The sequence below is a fragment of the Cupriavidus sp. C1SS-2L genome (assembly GCF_057073735.1).
The window spans coordinates 2,310,197-2,327,256 of sequence record NZ_CP172709.1; the positions used below are offsets into that span (position 1 = coordinate 2,310,197).

Genomic DNA, 17,060 nt, shown 5'->3' on the forward strand with positions numbered 1-17,060 from the left:
GCAACGAATTTGTGTCCGTGCTGATACACTGTACGGATATACAGTCCATGTGCCGTACACGGTCGGGGCTGTCTCCCAGGAACCCGGCCCTTACCAAGCGTCATCGCAGCCTGTGCTAAGGTTGTTTTCTTGCGCAGTCATGATTCTTGTCGGGTGGCATAACCATCTGATTCAAAAGAGAAAACCGTGTCGAGCAAGCAGCTGATCCGTATTCGGGGCGCCCGCCAGCACAACCTCAAGAACGTCGACCTGGATCTCCGTCCGGGCGAGATGACGGTGGTGACCGGCCCGTCCGGGTCGGGCAAATCCAGCCTGGTGTTCGACACGCTTTATGCCGAGGGCCAGCGGCGCTACGTAGAGACCTTCAGCGCCTATGCGCGTCAGTTCCTCGATCGAATGGACCGGCCGCAGGTCGAACGCGTGGACGGCGTGCCGCCGGCGATCGCGATCGACCAGACCAACCCGGTGCGCAGTTCGCGTTCGACGGTCGGTACGATGACCGAACTGAACGATCACCTGAAGCTGCTCTACGCACGCGCGGCGGAACTGTTCGACCGGCAGACCGCGCAGCCCGTTCGGCACGACTCGCCCGAAACGATCTACGCCGAACTGCTCGCACGCACCGCCGAAGGCCAGCCGCATCACGACGCGCGGCTGGTCGTGACGTTCCCGGTCGAACTACCTGAGTCGACCACCGAGGATGAAGTCCAGCAATGGCTGTCGGTCAGCGGCTATACGCGCGTGCAGGCACAGCGCGTGGTGGAATCGTCCACCGGGGCGCGCAAGGTGCTCGATGTGGTGGCGGACCGGTTCCGCATTGGCTCGGTGGAGAAGGCGCGCGCGGTGGAGGCCATCGAAGCGTCGCTGCGCCGCGGCGGGGGGCGCGTGAATGTCTATGCGCTGGCCGATGAGGGCGAAGGCCCGATCTGGCGCTTTTCGACCGGCCTGCACAGCCCCGATAGCGATCTGCGCTATGCCGATCCTCAGCCTGCGCTGTTCTCGTTCAACTCCGCCTATGGCGCCTGCGAGACTTGCCGTGGGTTTGGCCGCGTGATCGGCGTGGACCTCGGGCTGGTGATTCCGGATGTGCGCAAGTCGCTGCGCCAGGGTGCGATCAAGCCGATGCAGACGCCCGCGTGGAAGGAGTGCCAGGACGACCTGATGCGCTACGCGGTTAGGGCCGACATTCCGCGCGATACGCCGTGGGCCGAGATGACCGAAGCCCAGCGCCACTGGGTCATTCACGGCTCGCCCGACTGGAACGGCCAGTGGAACAAGCAGTGGTACGGCGTGATGCGGTTCTTCAGCTACCTGGAGTCCAAGGCCTACAAGATGCACATCCGCGTGCTGCTGTCGAAGTACCGCAGCTACACGCCGTGCGAAACCTGTGGCGGCGCGCGCCTGAAAACCGAGTCGCTGCTATGGCGCCTGGGTTCGAAGGTCAATGCCGATACCGTGCTGGCGCCGCAGCAGCGCTTCCTGCCGCGCGGCGTGGACTGGGATCGCACGCAGCTCGAATCGCTGCCCGGCTTGACCGTGCACGACCTGATGCTGATGCCGATTGCGCGCATCCGCCGCTTCTTCGACGACCTGACGCTGCCGAGCAGCATGCTCGACGACGCGCTCAAGCTGCTGCTCGCCGAAGTCCGCACGCGGCTCAAGTACCTGTGCGACGTGGGCCTTGGCTATCTGACGCTGGACCGCCAGAGCCGTACGCTGTCCGGCGGCGAGGTGCAGCGTATCAACCTGACAACAGCGCTGGGCACCTCGCTGGTGAACACGCTGTTCGTGCTGGACGAGCCCAGCATCGGCCTGCATCCGCGCGACCTGAACCGCATCGTCGAGGCCATGCATCGGCTGCGCGATGCCGGCAATACGCTGGTGGTGGTCGAGCACGATCCATCCGTGATGCTGGCTGCCGACCGCCTGATCGACATGGGCCCCGGCCCCGGCGAGCGCGGCGGCAATATCATTTTCGACGGCACGCCGAAGGATATCCGCGGCGCGGGCACGCTGACCGGCGAATACCTGGGCGGCCGCAAGCGCGTGGCCGATGCCTCGCATTGGCAACTGCGGCCGGTGGACGATACGGTGCCGCGCATCGTGCTGGAAGGCGCAACCGAGCACAACCTCCAGGACGTGACGGTGGAGATCCCGCTGCAGCGGCTGGTATGTGTAACGGGCGTGTCCGGTTCCGGGAAGTCCACGCTGCTGCAGGATGTGCTGTATCCCGCCATGGCGCGCCATTTCGGCAAGGCGACCGAATCACCGGGCGCGCACCGCGCGCTGCGTGGCGCCGATCTCGTCGATGACGTGGTCTTCGTCGACCAGTCGCCGATCGGCAAGACCGCGCGCTCCAACCCGGCCAGCTATGTCGGCGCATTCGACGAGATCCGCAAGATTTTCGCCAAGGCGCCCATGGCCATTCAGCGCAGCTATACCGCGGGCACGTTCAGCTTCAACTCGGGCGATGGGCGCTGCCCTACCTGCGGTGGCTCGGGCTTCGAGCACGTCGAAATGCAGTTTCTCAGCGACGTCTACCTGCGCTGCCCAGACTGTGATGGCAGCCGTTACCGTCCCGAAGTGCTCGAGGTCAAGATCGAGCGGAGCTTGCCTGGCCAGCGGGCGCGCTTGCTGAGCGTGGCCGATGTGCTGGAACTGACGGTGTCGGAGGCTGCGGCGTACTTCGCTGGCGATGCCGCCGTGCTGCGCGTGCTGCAACCCATTGTCGATGTGGGCCTGGAGTACGTGAAGCTGGGCCAGCCCGTGCCGACACTTTCGGGCGGCGAAGCGCAGCGCCTCAAGCTGGCGGGATTCCTCGCCGAAGCGGCGCAGGCAGCGCAGCCCAAGGGCCGCGTGATCCGGCCCGATACCTCGCCCAAGCGTCTGTTCATGTTCGACGAGCCGACCACGGGCCTGCATTTCGACGACATCGCCAAGCTGATGCGCGCGTTCGCAAAGCTGCTCGACGGCGGCCATTCGCTGGTGGTGATCGAGCACAACTTAGACGTGGTCCGTGCCGCGGACTGGCTGATCGACCTGGGCCCCGAAGGCGGCGACGCCGGCGGCCGCGTGGTCTGCACGGGCACGCCCGAAGATGTGAAGGGTTGCGCCGAGTCCCATACCGGCCAGGCGCTGATTCACTATGACGCCGCGCTTGGCGAAGCGGGCACATTGGCGGCAGAGCGCGCCGAAGGCGAAGGTGTGCCGCTACAGGCCGCGCTGCAGGCCCGGCGCGCGCGCCGCGCAATCGAAGGCGAGGACGTCGTGCGAATCGTCAACGCGCACGAGCACAACCTCAAGTCGCTCAACGTCGATATCCCGCACGGCAAGTTCAATGTGGTGACCGGCGTGTCCGGTTCGGGCAAGTCGACGCTGGCGTTCGACATCCTGTTCCATGAAGGGCAGCGCCGCTACCTGGAATCCCTCAACGCCTATGCGCGTTCGATCGTGCAGCCTGCTGGCCGGCCCGAAGTCGATGCGGTCTACGGCATTCCGCCGACCGTCGCGATCGAGCAGCGCCTGTCGCGCGGCGGCCGCAAGAGTACGGTGGCGACGACATCGGAGGTGTGGCACTTCCTGCGGCTGTTGTACGTGAAGCTCGGTATCCAGCACTGCGTGCATGACGGCGCACCGGTGACTTCGCAAAGCCCGGACTCCATCGCCGCGCAGTTGCTGCGCGACCATCGCGGCGAGCATGTCGGTTTCCTCGCCCCGCTGGTCGTGAACCGCAAGGGCGTCTACACGGACCTGGCCAAGTGGGCGAAGGCGCGCGGCAACACGCACCTGCGCGTGGATGGCGAATTCCTGCCGGTCGATCCGTGGCCGCGCCTGGACCGTTTCCGCGAACACACGATCGAACTGCCGGTGGGCGACCTCGTGATCTCGCCGGAAAATGAAGGCCAGTTGCGCGCGCTGCTGGCGCAGGCGCTCGAAGCTGGCAAGGGCGTGATGCACCTGCTGGCGCCGCTGGACGGCCTGCACGACGCTATGCACAACGGCGACGGCACCGCGCATGTTGGCGACGTGAAGGTGTTCTCGACCAAGCGCGCCTGTCCCGTCTGCGGTACCAGCTATCCGGAACTCGATCCGCGGATGTTCTCGTACAACAGCAAGCACGGCTGGTGCACGACCTGCGTAGGCACAGGCCTGACGCTGACGCGCGAACAGCGCGCCGTGTTCGATGACACGGTGCTGGCCAGCGATGACCGGGGCCGCGAGCAAAGCCTGCCGTCCGAGGAACAGGAGCCGGAAGGCGTGGGTGACACGCCATGCCCGGACTGCCATGGCACCCGCCTGAACCTGGTTGCACGCGCCGTGACGTTCGACGAGCAGGCCATTGTCGATGTGGCACAGTGGACCGTGTCGCAAACGCGTGAATGGGTTGACGGATTGCGCCTGACCGGCCGCGATGCCGACATCGCCCGCGACGTGATCAGCGAGATCGGCAGCCGCCTGCAGTTCCTGGAGGAAGTCGGCCTTGGCTACCTGAGCCTGGATCGTGCCGCGCCGAGCCTGTCCGGTGGTGAAGCGCAGCGCATCCGGCTGGCCGCGCAGCTCGGCAGCAACCTGCAGGGCGTGTGCTACGTGCTGGACGAGCCGACCATCGGGCTGCATCCGCGCGACAACCAGATCCTGCTCGACGCGCTGCGCAAGCTCGGCGAAAAGGGCAATACGCTGGTGGTGGTAGAGCATGACGAAGACACCATCCGCCGCGCCGACCACATCATCGATATCGGCCCCGGCGCGGGCAAGCGCGGCGGCACGCTGGTGGCGCAGGGCAGCGTGGCGGATCTCGCCTCGGCGCCGGATTCAACCACCGGGCAGTTCCTGGCCCGGCCCATTGTCCATCCGCTGCAGGCGCGGCGCACGGTGAAGCCCGGTGCCGCCGGGAAGCCGGCCGATCCGCCCGAATGGCTGACCGTGCATGGCGCCTCGCTGCACAACCTGCGCAAGGTCACGGCGCGCATCCCGCTGTCGCGACTGGTGGCCATTACCGGGGTCAGCGGGTCGGGCAAGTCCACGCTCGCGCGGGACGTGCTGATGACCAACCTGCTGGATGCGGTGGGCCGTTCGGTGCTGTCGTCGCCGGCCACGCGCCGCGCGCGCAGTGCTGCGCAGCAGGAGGCCGCGGCCAAGGGCGTCAAGGCGGAGCGCAAGGCGTTCAAGGTCGATCATGACTGGTACGGCTGCGAGTCGATCACCGGCTGGGAGTCGATCGACCGCGTGCTCGAAGTAGACCAGACCCCGATCGGCAAGACCCCGCGCTCATGCCCGGCGACCTATATCGGCGTGTGGGACACCATCCGCCGACTGTTTGCCGACACGCTGGAGGCACGTGCTCGCGGCTATACCGCATCGCGCTTCTCGTTCAACACCGGCGATGGCCGCTGCCCGGCCTGCGAAGGGCAGGGCGTGCGCACCATCGGCATGAGCTTCCTGCCGGACGTGAAGGTGCCTTGCGACGTCTGCCATGGCCAGCGCTTCAACCCGGAAACGCTGGCTGTCACGTGGCGCGGCAAGAACATCGGCGAAGTGCTGACCATGGAAATCGACGAAGCGGTGGAGTTTTTCGCTGCGATGTCGAACATCGCCCATCCGCTGCAGTTGATGAAGGATGTCGGTCTTGGCTATCTGACACTGGGCCAGCCATCGCCCACGCTGTCCGGTGGGGAAGCGCAGCGCATCAAGCTGGTGACCGAGTTGAGCAAAGTGCGTGACGACATCACGCGGCGCGGCCAGAAGGCGCCGCACACGCTATACGTGCTGGACGAACCGACCGTGGGCCTGCACATGGCAGACGTGGCGCGCCTGATTCGCGTGCTGCATCGCCTGACTGATGGCGGCCACAGCGTGGTGGTGATCGAGCACGATCTCGACGTGATCGCCGAAGCCGACTGGATCATCGACCTGGGCCCCGAAGGCGGCGCGGGTGGCGGCACCATCGTCGGCGCGGCAGATCCGGAGGCGCTGTCGCGCATGCCGGCCAGCCATACGGGCGCCGCGCTGGTGCCGGTGCTGGCGCGCACCGTCGAGCGGGCGCGTGTCAGTGTCGGATAACCGCCCCTCGCGATAGCAGGGAACAGCCAGGGAGCAGGTTCTTCCGTTTCAGGCAGAAGGGGCGCATGTTTCATGCGCCCCTTCTGCGCTGGGCATGCCTTTCGCTAGACAGTGGCGACAGGCGCGCACTTCGCGCGCTGAACGGAGGTAACCATGAAGCATTTACGACCCAGCGGCCTGCTGCTGGCCGCAGCGCTCGCGGCAGCAACGATTCCTGTGATGGCGCAGACCCCCACGACGCCGCGCGATCCGTATTCGCAAGGCGCCCGCGCGGGTGACAAGTTCGATCCGTATACGCAAGGTACCAACGCCACAACACGCCAGGGTCTGGCGCCGGATTCCCAGCCATCCACCGCGCCGGCGCAGCCTGGTGCCTACAGTCAGTCATACAGCCAGTCCAGCACCTACAGCCAGCCTGGAACCATGTCCATGCAGCGCAGCCCCAATCCGTATATGCAGGGCGGCGGTTGGGACAGCCCGAACCTCGGCCAGCGGCTGGGCCCGCGCAGCGCTTTCCTGGACGGATCCTGACCGGTAACAGCGCGCCCGCGAGCGCCCGCCGGCGTCCCCGGTCGTTCTTACCGCCGGTTGAAATTCCTGCGTGATGGCGGGAAGCGCCGGCAATCTGGCAGCGGGCGCGCAGTTGCGCTCGCTGCGCACCGTGTGGACGTGCCTTGTCACAGCCCGCCAAGGAGCACCTGATGAGACGAAGCGACTATCCGGACTATCCACGCTACTCCGACAGCCCTGATTACCCCTATCGCGACCGCGACCCTGAAGACCCGCGCGCCGATGAAGACTACCTGCGCCGGCCGCCGAGCCGCAAATACGGCAGCAACGACCAGGGTTACAGCGACCTCCCGGCACATGAGCGCAACGAGCGCCTGCGGCATCTGTCTTCTCGCCATGGAAACCCGGAACGGCGACTGCCACGCGAATCCGTGCGCGGTACATGGGGCGGTGAAAGCAGACGCGATGATGAGGAGTGGGCGCGCAGGTACCGAGACCAGCCCTACAGGCCGTCCGGTGCGGAAGCCTCACGCGGCGATTATGGCGCCGAGCGAGAGACGTGGCGCCAGGAGCCACGCCGGTATCCAATGTACGGGCTTGGCGACCCGCGCGCGCAGGAGTATTCGGAATATGGATCGGGCCGCTATGGCGGTTCGGGGTATCGCCGCAGCGAAGGCCCGCGCAATTACCGCCGCGCCGATGACCGGCTCCACGATGCCGTCTGCACACGCCTGGCGCATGAAGAGGGGCTAGACGTCAGCGAGGTGACGGTACACGTGCGCGAAGGCGTGGTGACGATGGAAGGCACGGTCAATGACCGTCGCAGCAAGTACGAGATCGAAGAGATTGCGGAGTCCGTGTTCGGGGTGCGTGACGTGGTCAATCATATCCACGTGCGGCGGTTTGGGGTTCTGGCTTCGGAGTAGCGCAGGAGCCCGGGTCGGCAGACGGGAGTCATGTGAGCATGGGTCCCATGAGTAGATGGCGTGCCTGGCATATGCCAGCCACGCCCCTTTGGCGAGATCGCTCCGGATCGCTCCGAATCAACCCGGATCGCGCCCGACCCTCGCCCCCAACGCGCACGCTCATCCGATCTTAGGCGGGGAAGGCGGCCGTTCTTCCCGCTCATCGGTGCGATCGGCCTTGTCTACCGGTACATCAGCGGGCAGCCGTTCTGCCGCGCGTTCGATTTCCTCGTTGATTTCCTCTTCGGGCAACGCCTCGTCGGGCAGCCCATGGCGGTCCTGATCGATCTGCGCCAGTTCTGCATCGATGTTCTCGGCCGGTTCGGTCAGGTCCGGATCCAGGGTGCTAGGCACATTGCCGCCCGTGGCCTCCACGGCGCTGCGTGCATCGCTGCTGGCCTGGATCGCGGCTGTGCGCTTGCGCCGCTTTGCCTCCGCGCCCGGCGTGGACGCCGCGGAGGCCTGGCTGTCGGCGCGTCCACCGGTTCGTGCGATCTTGCTCATTTGTGCTCCTTGTCCTTGTGCCGTCAGGTGTTTTCGACCGGCGGCTCCTTCGCATCCGGATTTCCGCCGCCATGGCGCACGGATGGCGGCTCGCCGTTCTCGTCCGGGATGTCATGTTCGCGTTCCACGTCGCGGCGGCGATCCTTGCCCGGCTTGCCGCGTTCGTGTTCGACGTCTGGCCCCTTGTGGGTCGTGCGTCTGGAATCCTGCTGGTTGTCATGCTCGTGCTGGCGGTGCGTGTTCATTTGCTATGCGCTCCATTGATACTGACGATACTGACCTGGGCCGATCCATCCGAACCCTCAAATCCTGAATCCTCGATCCCTTAGTCTGTGCGGGCCTTCAATTCGTCAGAGACGGCCGTGACACCGCGTACACCCCGGGCCGTTTCCATCACGCGCGCGCGCTGGGCGTCGTCGCGTACAGTCCCTTCGAGCCGCACCACGCCATCGGTGGTGCTAACGCGGATGTTGGCTGGCTCGAGACCCCGTGTCGCTGACAGTCGAGACCTGACCTCCGTGGTGATAGCGCGGTCCGTAGTCGCCTCCGTGTCGCGGGGTGCAACCGTGCGGCCAGGCGACGACGGGGCCGCCGGCGGATCGGTGGGCGCCCCATTGGCGACCGTGCCAGCGAACAGCAGCGCGGCTGCCACGGCCGGAACAACGAGACGTGAATTGGCACGCAGACGGATGTTCATGGCGAAGTCCTCCGAAATCCGTGGTCCCGGCTGGCACCGCACATGGCACAGCCAGTGGGGCCGGGCTGATCGGGGCCACCCTGCCGTATCTCTGCAAGCACCGTTCCCGCTTGGCGGCGCCGCCCAGCGCGAGGGAAAGTGGCGAGGACCGAACAACGCAGCAGTACTTTTTACAGCGGCTGCAGAAACTGCATGGGCAACGTACGCCGCGTACGGACGCGCTGGGAGGGGGCGAAGCTAGCGCTCTGGCGCCGGCCCGGCGGTGCCGTGGCGCGGCACTTGCGTGCAGCCACGTCTATAGTGAAGAGAGATGCTGGCCTTGGACCGCAAGCGGCGTGGCGTCCAGGCAGCCGGCCGGGGGGAACGGCTCACCGATCGCGAGGAAGCTATGAATCTGGCCGGCGTCCTGTCTTCCCTTGTTCTTGCCTCGTCCGTGGCGGTGTCTTCCACTCCTGTGGAGCGCCAGTTGCTCGCCATCACGCCAGCGGACTTTTCCCATCGCTTCAACACAGTGGCCCACGACACGGGCTCCGGCCTGACGCTGCCGGCCTTCCACACCAAGGCGGGATGGCACAAGGCAGCGCCCAGCACGGGCGTGTCCGTGCTGGTACGCGCGAGCCGGTCCGGCTACGCGCTCGACGAAGTCGTGGTGGTGTGCCAGGAGGTGGAACGCTGTTTCCTGACCATCTGTACCGCCGCGCTGGCGATCGACGAATCGATGGATCCACGCCTGCTGCAGCGCTTCATCGTTGCGCGCATTTCAACGGAGCTGGGCGAGGTCGGCCTGGTGATGTCGGGCGTGGCGTACATCGTGGTCACGCCGAAGGCAGATGATTACGTGGCGCTGGTGATCCGGCCGTACGTGCCACAGGACCAGGGTGCATCGCCAAGCCAGGCGGCAAACAGCAAGCCGCTGACGCCGATTGCGGCTCGCCGCGCACCGGGTGTGCCGCGGTCGATGTGAAACGGGGGTCAGCCCTGCCGTAACAGTAGCGCGACAGGAAGCGCGCCGAGCACGTGCTGGATCCGCAGGCCGTCCGCGGCGAACGCTTGCCCGGTGAGGGCGTCGACCCAGCAGCGCGCCTCGCCCGTGCCCGTGTCAATCCTGGTTCTGCCCCAGCGCGCCGGTGGCACAAGGGGAATGTCCGCCACCAGCGTAGCCCCCAGGCGGGAAACGACCGTCAACGCTTGCTGTTCGCCCAGCGTGCGCGCGAACGCCAGCACATGGTCGGCCAGCGGTCCTTTCGCCGCGAGCGGCTGGTAGTCCCCGTCCCGAAACAGCGCTTCGTGCGCACGGCGTGCCGCCAGTACATGGCGCACGATCTGCTGCTTGATGCGCCCGTCACGCCAGTCCGCCAGCCATTCAGCCCAGCCCGCCGGGCTTTCCAGTTGCACCTGCAGCCGTGCGTAGTCGACCGGGCGCCGGTTATCCGGATCGACGAGGCTCAAGTCCCAGTCTTCGCGCCCCTGGTAGCGGTCCGGCACACCCGGCGCCGTCAGCTGGATCATGACCTGGGCCAATCCGTTCATGGCACCGGCCGGGGCCACGCGCTGGACGAACTGCCCGATCCGCGCGAGCAGGCCGCCATGCGGCCACCCGACCGCCAGCCCGCGCAGGAAGGCGTCGCAGGCGGCTTCGTAGGCGGTGTCCGGCATAGTCCAGTTGCCATGCAGCTTGGCCTCGCGAATGGCCTTTTGCTGCCATTGGGCGATGCGATCGAGAAACGCCTCCAGCGCGCCATCGCGCCCGAGCGCGTCGCGCGGCATGGGCCAGGCGCCAAGCATGGACTGATACAGCATCAGGCGGTCTGCCGGATCCGGCACCTGCGGCAGCGATGCCAGCAGCGCGGCAGCTTCGACTTCCCATGCCCGCACGGCCGCCGCCCATTCCTGCGGCACCTCGCTCAGTACCGCGAGGCGCATGCGCGCATCTTCGCCACGCTTGTGGTCGTGCGTGGCGGTGGCGAGCATGGCATGGGGAAAGGATTGCTGCCGCCGACCCATGGCTACATGGAAGTCCGTCACGGACAGTGCCATGGTCGCCGGATGGCTGCCTACCTCGTTGCGCGACAGCAGCGGGCCATAGCGGTAGAACGCAGTGTCTTCGCCGGCCTTGGCGGCCAGCGCTGGCATCAGTTGCTGCAAGCGCCGCCGGACCTGCGCCGGCGCGCTGGCATCTGGCTCGCGCGTCCGCAGGCAGGCCAGGATGAAATCGAGCGCGGCAGCCTGTTCGGGCGCCAGGGTTTCGCGAGCGGTGCTGGCCGCTTCGTCTAGCATGGCCTGCTCGGCACGCAGCGCAGCCGCGTCGCGCCGGGCCGGCTCGCCGCTCATGTAGCTGCGATAGACCGGGATGGCTTCGAGCCAGCCCGTTAGCGCCCGCGCCAGCGCCGCACGCGTCAGGTCCCGCGTGGTGGGATCGGCAGATGCGTACGCGTGCAGCCGCGCGCACGCGGTGTCAAACTCGGTGACAAGATGGTGCCGCAGGATCTGACGGCGCGCATCCGCCACGGCGACGGGGTAGCTGTCGGGGCGTCCGCCGGCCTGGCGCCACAAGGCATTGAGCGCAGCGGGGCCCGCCTCGCTGTGCAGTACGGCGGCAACCTCGTCCATGAAGTCGTAGCCGGTGGTCCCGTCCACGTGCCAGTCCGCAGGCAGTATCTCTCCCGGCGCCAGGATTTTCTCTATCACCAGCCAGGGACGATGGCCGGCATGCTGGTCCAGGCAATCACGCAGCTGTCGACAATAGGCCGCCGGATCGGCAAGCCCGTCCACGTGATCGACACGTACGCCGTCAATAACCCCTTCGCGCAGCAGCCGGAACACCAGCGCATGCGTGGCGGCAAATACAGTGGGCTCTTCCTGCCTGATGCCAACCAGGTCGCTGATCTCGAAGAAGCGCCGCCGGTTGAGCGCGGCTGCAGCGGTGCGCCACCACGCCAACCGATAGTGCTGGCGTTCCAGCAAGGCATGCAGGTGTTCGCGGCCGGCCTCGTGCGTGGCATCGAACCACGCGGTGTCCATCATGGCGTGCCGGGGCAGGCTCTCCGGCGCAAGCGGGAAGTCGTGTTCGAAATAGCGCAGCGATGCCGCGCCGCTTGCCGAGGTCCACACCACGCGCAAATCGCCGCGCGCGAGCGTTTCCCAGTACGGATGGCCGAGTATGGGGACCAGCACCTTGCCGTGCAGCGTCGCATCAGGGGGCTGCCAGTCGATATCAAAGCACGCCCTGTGCTGGCTGTCCTGCCCGTGCGCCAGGACGTCGCGCCACCACGCGTTGTGCGTGGCATCGGCAGCCATGTGGTTGGGCACGATATCGAGGATCAGACCAAGTCCCGACTGGTGAGCCCGCTGTGCCAGCGCGCGCAGTGCGGCCTCGCCGCCAAGGGCCTCGCGCACGCGCGTGAAATCGGTCACGTCGTACCCGTGCGTGGAACCTGGGCGTGCGTCGGTCACCGGAGACAGGTAAAGGTGGCTCACGCCGAGCGCGGCGTAGTAGCCCACGACCCCGGCCGCGTCCGCCAGTGTGAAGCCGGGGTGAAGCTGCAGCCGCGCCGTGGCGCGCGGCGGCAGGTGTGCGTCACGCGCAGCCGGTTGCACCGGCGCGTCAGCGGGCGCCACCGGCGCCATGGGCTTGCTCGCCATGGCCGGACAGGATGGCGATGCAGCTCATGGCCGGCAGCGAACCGCCGGCGACGGCATCCGCGTGGCCGCTGGCTGTTTCGTGGAGCACCGCGTAACCCGGCGCGGGCGGCTGGCAAGCCGCGACATGCTCGCCCAGGTTCACCCAGATCGACAGGCACGTGCCGTCGCCCAGGCGCCAGCGTGCGCGCAGCGCCGCTGGTCCGAGCACATCGACGCCCGAAATGCGCGCGCGCGGCAGCCGGTGCATGAGCCATTCGCGCCGGATGGCGAGCAGCCTGCGGTAGTAGCGCGTCCAGTCGTTCTCCACATCCATCGGCGGGCGCGAGGCCTCGAATGTTGCCGGGTCGTTCGGGTCGGGAATCTCTAGCGCCTGAGATTCGTCGCGAAATGCGGCCATGCCCGCGAATTCCTGCCTGCGCCCCTGGCGGACCGCCTCGGCCAATTCCGGCGGATGGCTTGTGAAGTAGTAGAAGGGCGTCTGCGCGCCGCATTCCTCGCCCATGAACACCAGCGGCACCTGCGGGCAAAGCAGTTGGAGGGCGACTGCCACGCGCAACGCATCCGGATCAGCCAGGGTAGCCAGCCTGTCGCCGAAGGCCCGGTTGCCGATCTGGTCATGGTTCTGCAGGAAGCTCACAAAGGCCGTGGGCGGCAGGTGGCCACTGGGCTTGCCCCGACGGACCGGCCCATGCGCAGGATCGCATTCCGAGCGGTACGGCGACACTTCACCCTGGTAGGCGAAGCCTTCGCGCAGTACGCGGGCAAGGTGCCTCAGCGGTGTGTTCTGGCCTGCATTCTGGCTGGTGTTTGCCGGGCGCCCCGGGGTTGCGCCGTAGTCGCGATAGTAGCCGTCCTGTTCGCCGGTCAGCAGCACATGCAGCGCGTGGTGCGCGTCATCGTTCCATTGCGCATCGAAGCCCGCGGACAGCAGCGAGGCGTCGTTGTGGTCGTTTTCGAGCACCAGGTGGACATGGCGTCCTTGCAAGCCGTGCAACGCCCGCAGGTCCGACGGCAGCGTGGTGAGCCAGCCTTCGTCGTCGATCGCATGGACGGCGTCCAGGCGCAGGCCGTCGAAGCGGAATTCTTCCAGCCAGTAGCGCGCGTTTTCGGTAAAGAAGCGGCGCACTTCGCGGCGGCGGAAGTCAAGGGCAGGGCCCCACGGCGTCTGCCGGTCTTGACGGAAGAATGCGCTCGCATAGTGATGCAGGTAGTTGCCCTCCGGCCCGAAATGGTTGTACACGACGTCGAGCAACACCATCATGCCGAGGCTGTGGGCTTCATCGACCAGTGCGCGCAGGTCGTCAGGCTTGCCATAGCCGGACTCGGGGGCGAACGGCAGCACGCCGTCGTAGCCCCAGTTGCGCGCGCCGGGAAACTCGGCCAGCGGCATCAGTTCCACGGCGGTGAAGCCGAGCGCGGAAAGGCGCTGCAACTGCGCCATGGCTCCCGCATAGCCGCCGCACAGGCCGACGTGCAGTTCGCAGATGACGGCCTCGTGCCACGGTCGCCCGCGCCAGTCGGGACACTTCCAGGGATAGGTCCGGGCCTTGGGCTGGCACGCGACGCTGGGGCCGTGCACATCGTTCGGTTGCCACCGTGAAGCCGGGTCGGGAAAGGTAGTGCCATCATCGAGCCGGAACCAGTAGCGCGTCCCGTCGGCGCACGGCACTGCAGCGCGGTACCAGCCGTTCTCGCAAGCCGTCATCCGCACCGGGCCCATGCCGGCGATTTCCAGTCGCACCGACTCCCCGCGCTGGGCGGCGTCCGGCGCCCACAGCCGAAAGCCGATGCGGCCTTCAGGCAGCCACACCGGTCCGAAGGCATAACTGTGCGGATCGTCGTTGGCGGCGGGCACCTGCGGAGCGCTGGCCGAGAAGCTGTCCAGTGGCGCCAGCCGCGGCGTGGCCGAGGTTGCACCGGTGCCGAGGAAAAACGAAGTGAGGTTCAAGATCAGCTCCTGGGCCTGAAAGGATCGGTTCCAGTGGGAGAAAACTGCCGCAAGCCGGTGGGATGTTGCGAACTCCATGCCAGGTGGCGGCCGCTGCGCGGGCCGGCACCGGGGCCGGCTGCGCACCAGCCGGCATGGCGGGTTCCAGTACGGGGTTGTAGAAAGTGCATATGCCTACCGGACTTTGCTCACCGCGCGTATCCGGCTGTCCGCCTGGCGCGGGGTGCCCCCAGCACGGTGCAGCAGGTGGACCGGCACGGGGTCGACCTTCCAGATCCGGCCGCAGTATTCGCGGATGGCACGGTCCGACGAGAAGCGGCCTGAGCGCGCGCATGACAGAACCGACATGCGCTGCCAGCGTTGCGGCCGCACATAGGTCTCGCACACGCGCTGCTGGCATTCGACATAGGCGCCGAAATCGGCCAGCAGCAGGTAGGGGTCATGCCGCAGTTGCGCATCGAACAGGCCCCGGAAGACGCTGGCATCGCCATGCGAGAAGAAGCCCTGCTGGACAAGGTCGATGACCGCGCGCAGTTCGTCGTTGCGGTGGTAGTAAGCCGCCGGGTCGTAGCCGGTGGCACGCAGTGCGTAAACCTCGGGGGCGGTCAGTCCGAAAGCAAAGAAGTTGTCAGGGCCGATCGCCTCGCACAACTCGATATTGGCGCCGTCCATGGTGCCGATGGTCAGCGCGCCGTTCATCGCGAACTTCATGTTGCCCGTGCCCGATGCCTCCTTGCCGGCCAGCGAAATCTGCTCCGACAGGTCCGCCGCCGGGTAGATGCGTTGCCCGTACGTGACGTTGAAATTGGGCAGGAACACCACCTTGAGCCGGTCGCGCACCTGCGGGTCGCGGTTGACCACGTCGGCCACGCTGGTGATGAAGCGGATCATCAGCTTGGCGTATTCGTAGCCCGGCGCCGCCTTGCCGCCGAACAGGAAGGTGCGCGGTGTCAGGTCCAGGTCCGGGTCGGACTTGATGCGGTGGTACAGCGCAATGATGTGCAGCACCGCCAGGTGCTGGCGCTTGTACTCGTGGATGCGCTTGACCATGACGTCGAACATCGACGACGGGTCGATGACCACGCCCGTGCAATCGCGCACCAGCTCGGCAAGGGCCACCTTGTTGTCGCGCCGCACGGCCTGCCACTGCTCGCGGAAGCCCGCATCGTCGGCAAATGGCTCCAGGGCACGCAGTCGCTCCAGGTCGGTGACCCACTCATCACCGATGGCATCGGTCACCAGCCGAGACAAGCGCGGGTTCGACAGCGCCAGCCAGCGCCGCGGCGTGACGCCATTGGTGATGCTTGTGAACTTCTCGGGCCACATCTCGTGGAAATCCTTGAGCACGTCTTCGCGCATGAGGCGCGAATGCAGTTCGGCCACGCCGTTGATGGCATGGCTGCCCACGCAGGCCAGGTGCGCCATGCGCACGTGCCGTTCGCCGTGTTCGTTGATCAGCGACAGCCTGGCCAGGCGCGAGTCGTCGCCATAGAAGCGGATGCGCGCTTCTTCGAGAAAGCGCGCGTTGATTTCGAAGATGATTTCGAGATGCCGTGGCAGCACGCGGCCGAACAGCGGCAGCGGCCATTGCTCCAGCGCCTCGGGCAACAGCGTATGGTTGGTGTAGGCGAATGCTTGGCAGGTGATGTGCCACGCCTGCTCCCAGGGCAGGTCGTGTTCGTCCACCAGCAGCCGCATCAGCTCGGCAATGCCGACGGCGGGATGCGTGTCATTGAGTTGCACGGCGAACTTTTCATGGAAGCGTGATACCGGCATGCCATCGGCCGCGAGCAACCGCAGCATGTCCTGCAGTGAACACGCGACGAAGAAGTACTGCTGCTCCAGGCGCAATTCCTTGCCCTGCTCGGTCTCGTCGTTCGGGTACAGCACCTTGGTCAGGTTTTCCGACGTGATCTTCTTGCTGACCGCGCCGAGGTAGTCGCCGCGGTTGAAGGTCGGGAAGTCGAAGGCCTCGGTCGCGTCGGCGCGCCACAGGCGCAAGGTGTTGACGGTGTTGACGCGGTAGCCCAGGATCGGCGAGTCGAACGGTACGCCGATCACCGTCTTGGCCGGCACCCAGCGCACGCAATAGTGCCCGCGCCCATCGGCATAGTGCTCGGTGTGGCCGCCCAGGCGCACCTGTACCGCCCATTCCGAACGCTGGATTTCCCACGGGTTGCCATTGCGCAGCCAGCTATCGGTTTTCTCGACCTGCATGCCGTCGATGATGGCCTGCTGGAAGATGCCGTACTCGTAGCGGATACCGTAGCCGAGCGCCGGAATCTCCAGCGTCGCCAGCGAATCCATGAAGCATGCCGCGAGCCGGCCAAGGCCGCCGTTGCCGAGCCCCGGTTCGATCTCCTGCGCCAGGATCTGATCGAGATCCAGGCCGAGCGCCTGCATCGCGGCCTGCACCTCGCTGTAGATGCCGAGGTTGATCAGGTTGTTGCCCAGATGCGGGCCCATCAGGAATTCCGCAGACAGGTAGGCCACCGTGCGCGACGGCTGGTCCAGGTAAGCCTCCGACGTGCTGATCCAGCGCTGCACCAGGCGGTCGCGCACGGTATGCGCCAGCGCCTGGTACAGGTCGTTCTGGCTCGCATGGTCCGGTGGCTTGCCCTGGGTGTGGAACAGGTGATCCAGGAAAGCGCGCCGGATCGTGGCGCTCGAGAGTGCGGTGCGGGTATCGTCGGCATGCTCGGGCCGGTTGGCGTCCGTCATGAACGACCTCCGT

General features: G+C 66.6%; 10 protein-coding genes. 4 read left to right on the top strand and 6 right to left on the bottom strand.

What is annotated here, in order from left to right:
* Positions 1 to 186 precede the first annotated feature (186 nt).
* The 3 genes from uvrA to ACIGJG_RS28350 all read left to right on the top strand — a co-directional run bounded on the left by uvrA (position 187) and on the right by ACIGJG_RS28350 (position 7,496).
* Positions 187 to 6,060 (top strand): excinuclease ABC subunit UvrA, encoded by a 5,874-nt coding sequence (gene uvrA, locus ACIGJG_RS28340; protein ID WP_011300359.1) that lies wholly within the window; start codon positions 187 to 189, stop codon positions 6,058 to 6,060.
* A 153-nt stretch (positions 6,061 to 6,213) separates the two neighbouring features.
* On the top strand, positions 6,214 to 6,591 hold the full coding sequence (locus ACIGJG_RS28345) for an endonuclease (RefSeq protein ID WP_011300358.1): 378 nt from the start codon (positions 6,214 to 6,216) through the stop codon (positions 6,589 to 6,591).
* A 170-nt stretch (positions 6,592 to 6,761) separates the two neighbouring features.
* On the top strand, positions 6,762 to 7,496 hold the full coding sequence (locus ACIGJG_RS28350) for a BON domain-containing protein (RefSeq protein WP_220630319.1): 735 nt from the start codon (positions 6,762 to 6,764) through the stop codon (positions 7,494 to 7,496).
* 159 nt (positions 7,497 to 7,655) lie between these two features.
* On the opposite strand, the gene ACIGJG_RS28355 is transcribed toward ACIGJG_RS28350, so the two are convergent.
* The 3 genes from ACIGJG_RS28355 to ACIGJG_RS28365 all read right to left on the bottom strand — a co-directional run bounded on the left by ACIGJG_RS28355 (position 7,656) and on the right by ACIGJG_RS28365 (position 8,736).
* The gene (locus ACIGJG_RS28355; protein ID WP_011300356.1) at positions 7,656 to 8,039 is read right to left on the bottom strand and encodes a hypothetical protein; all 384 of its coding nucleotides are present in this window, start codon (positions 8,037 to 8,039) and stop codon (positions 7,656 to 7,658) included.
* Between the two features lie 23 nt (positions 8,040 to 8,062).
* A complete protein-coding gene (locus ACIGJG_RS28360) occupies positions 8,063 to 8,284 on the bottom strand; it encodes a hypothetical protein (RefSeq protein WP_041680192.1) in 222 nt (73 codons plus the stop codon).
* Between the two features lie 80 nt (positions 8,285 to 8,364).
* Entirely contained in the window at positions 8,365 to 8,736 is a 372-nt protein-coding gene (locus tag ACIGJG_RS28365; protein ID WP_041680191.1) for a BON domain-containing protein, read from the bottom strand.
* Positions 8,737 to 9,124: 388 nt separating this feature from the next.
* Between ACIGJG_RS28365 and ACIGJG_RS28370 the strand changes: the two genes are divergently transcribed.
* Positions 9,125 to 9,700, top strand: a complete 576-nt coding sequence (locus tag ACIGJG_RS28370) for a hypothetical protein (protein WP_011300354.1) — start codon at positions 9,125 to 9,127, stop codon at positions 9,698 to 9,700.
* 8 nt (positions 9,701 to 9,708) lie between these two features.
* Here the strand turns inward: ACIGJG_RS28370 and treY are convergent, their stop codons facing one another.
* The 3 genes from treY to ACIGJG_RS28385 form a co-directional block, all read right to left on the bottom strand.
* Positions 9,709 to 12,363, bottom strand: a complete 2,655-nt coding sequence (gene treY, locus ACIGJG_RS28375) for a malto-oligosyltrehalose synthase (protein ID WP_483674055.1) — start codon at positions 12,361 to 12,363, stop codon at positions 9,709 to 9,711.
* Positions 12,341 to 14,326 carry a malto-oligosyltrehalose trehalohydrolase gene (treZ, locus tag ACIGJG_RS28380; RefSeq protein ID WP_483673497.1) on the bottom strand — a complete coding sequence of 662 codons (1,986 nt, stop codon included), beginning with the start codon at positions 14,324 to 14,326 and terminating at the stop codon, positions 12,341 to 12,343. Before treZ ends, treY begins: the two co-directional genes overlap by 23 nt.
* Positions 14,327 to 14,500: 174 nt before the next feature.
* Positions 14,501 to 17,047, bottom strand: a complete 2,547-nt coding sequence (locus ACIGJG_RS28385) for a glycogen/starch/alpha-glucan phosphorylase (protein ID WP_011300351.1) — start codon at positions 17,045 to 17,047, stop codon at positions 14,501 to 14,503.
* Between the last annotated feature and the right edge of the window lie 13 nt (positions 17,048 to 17,060).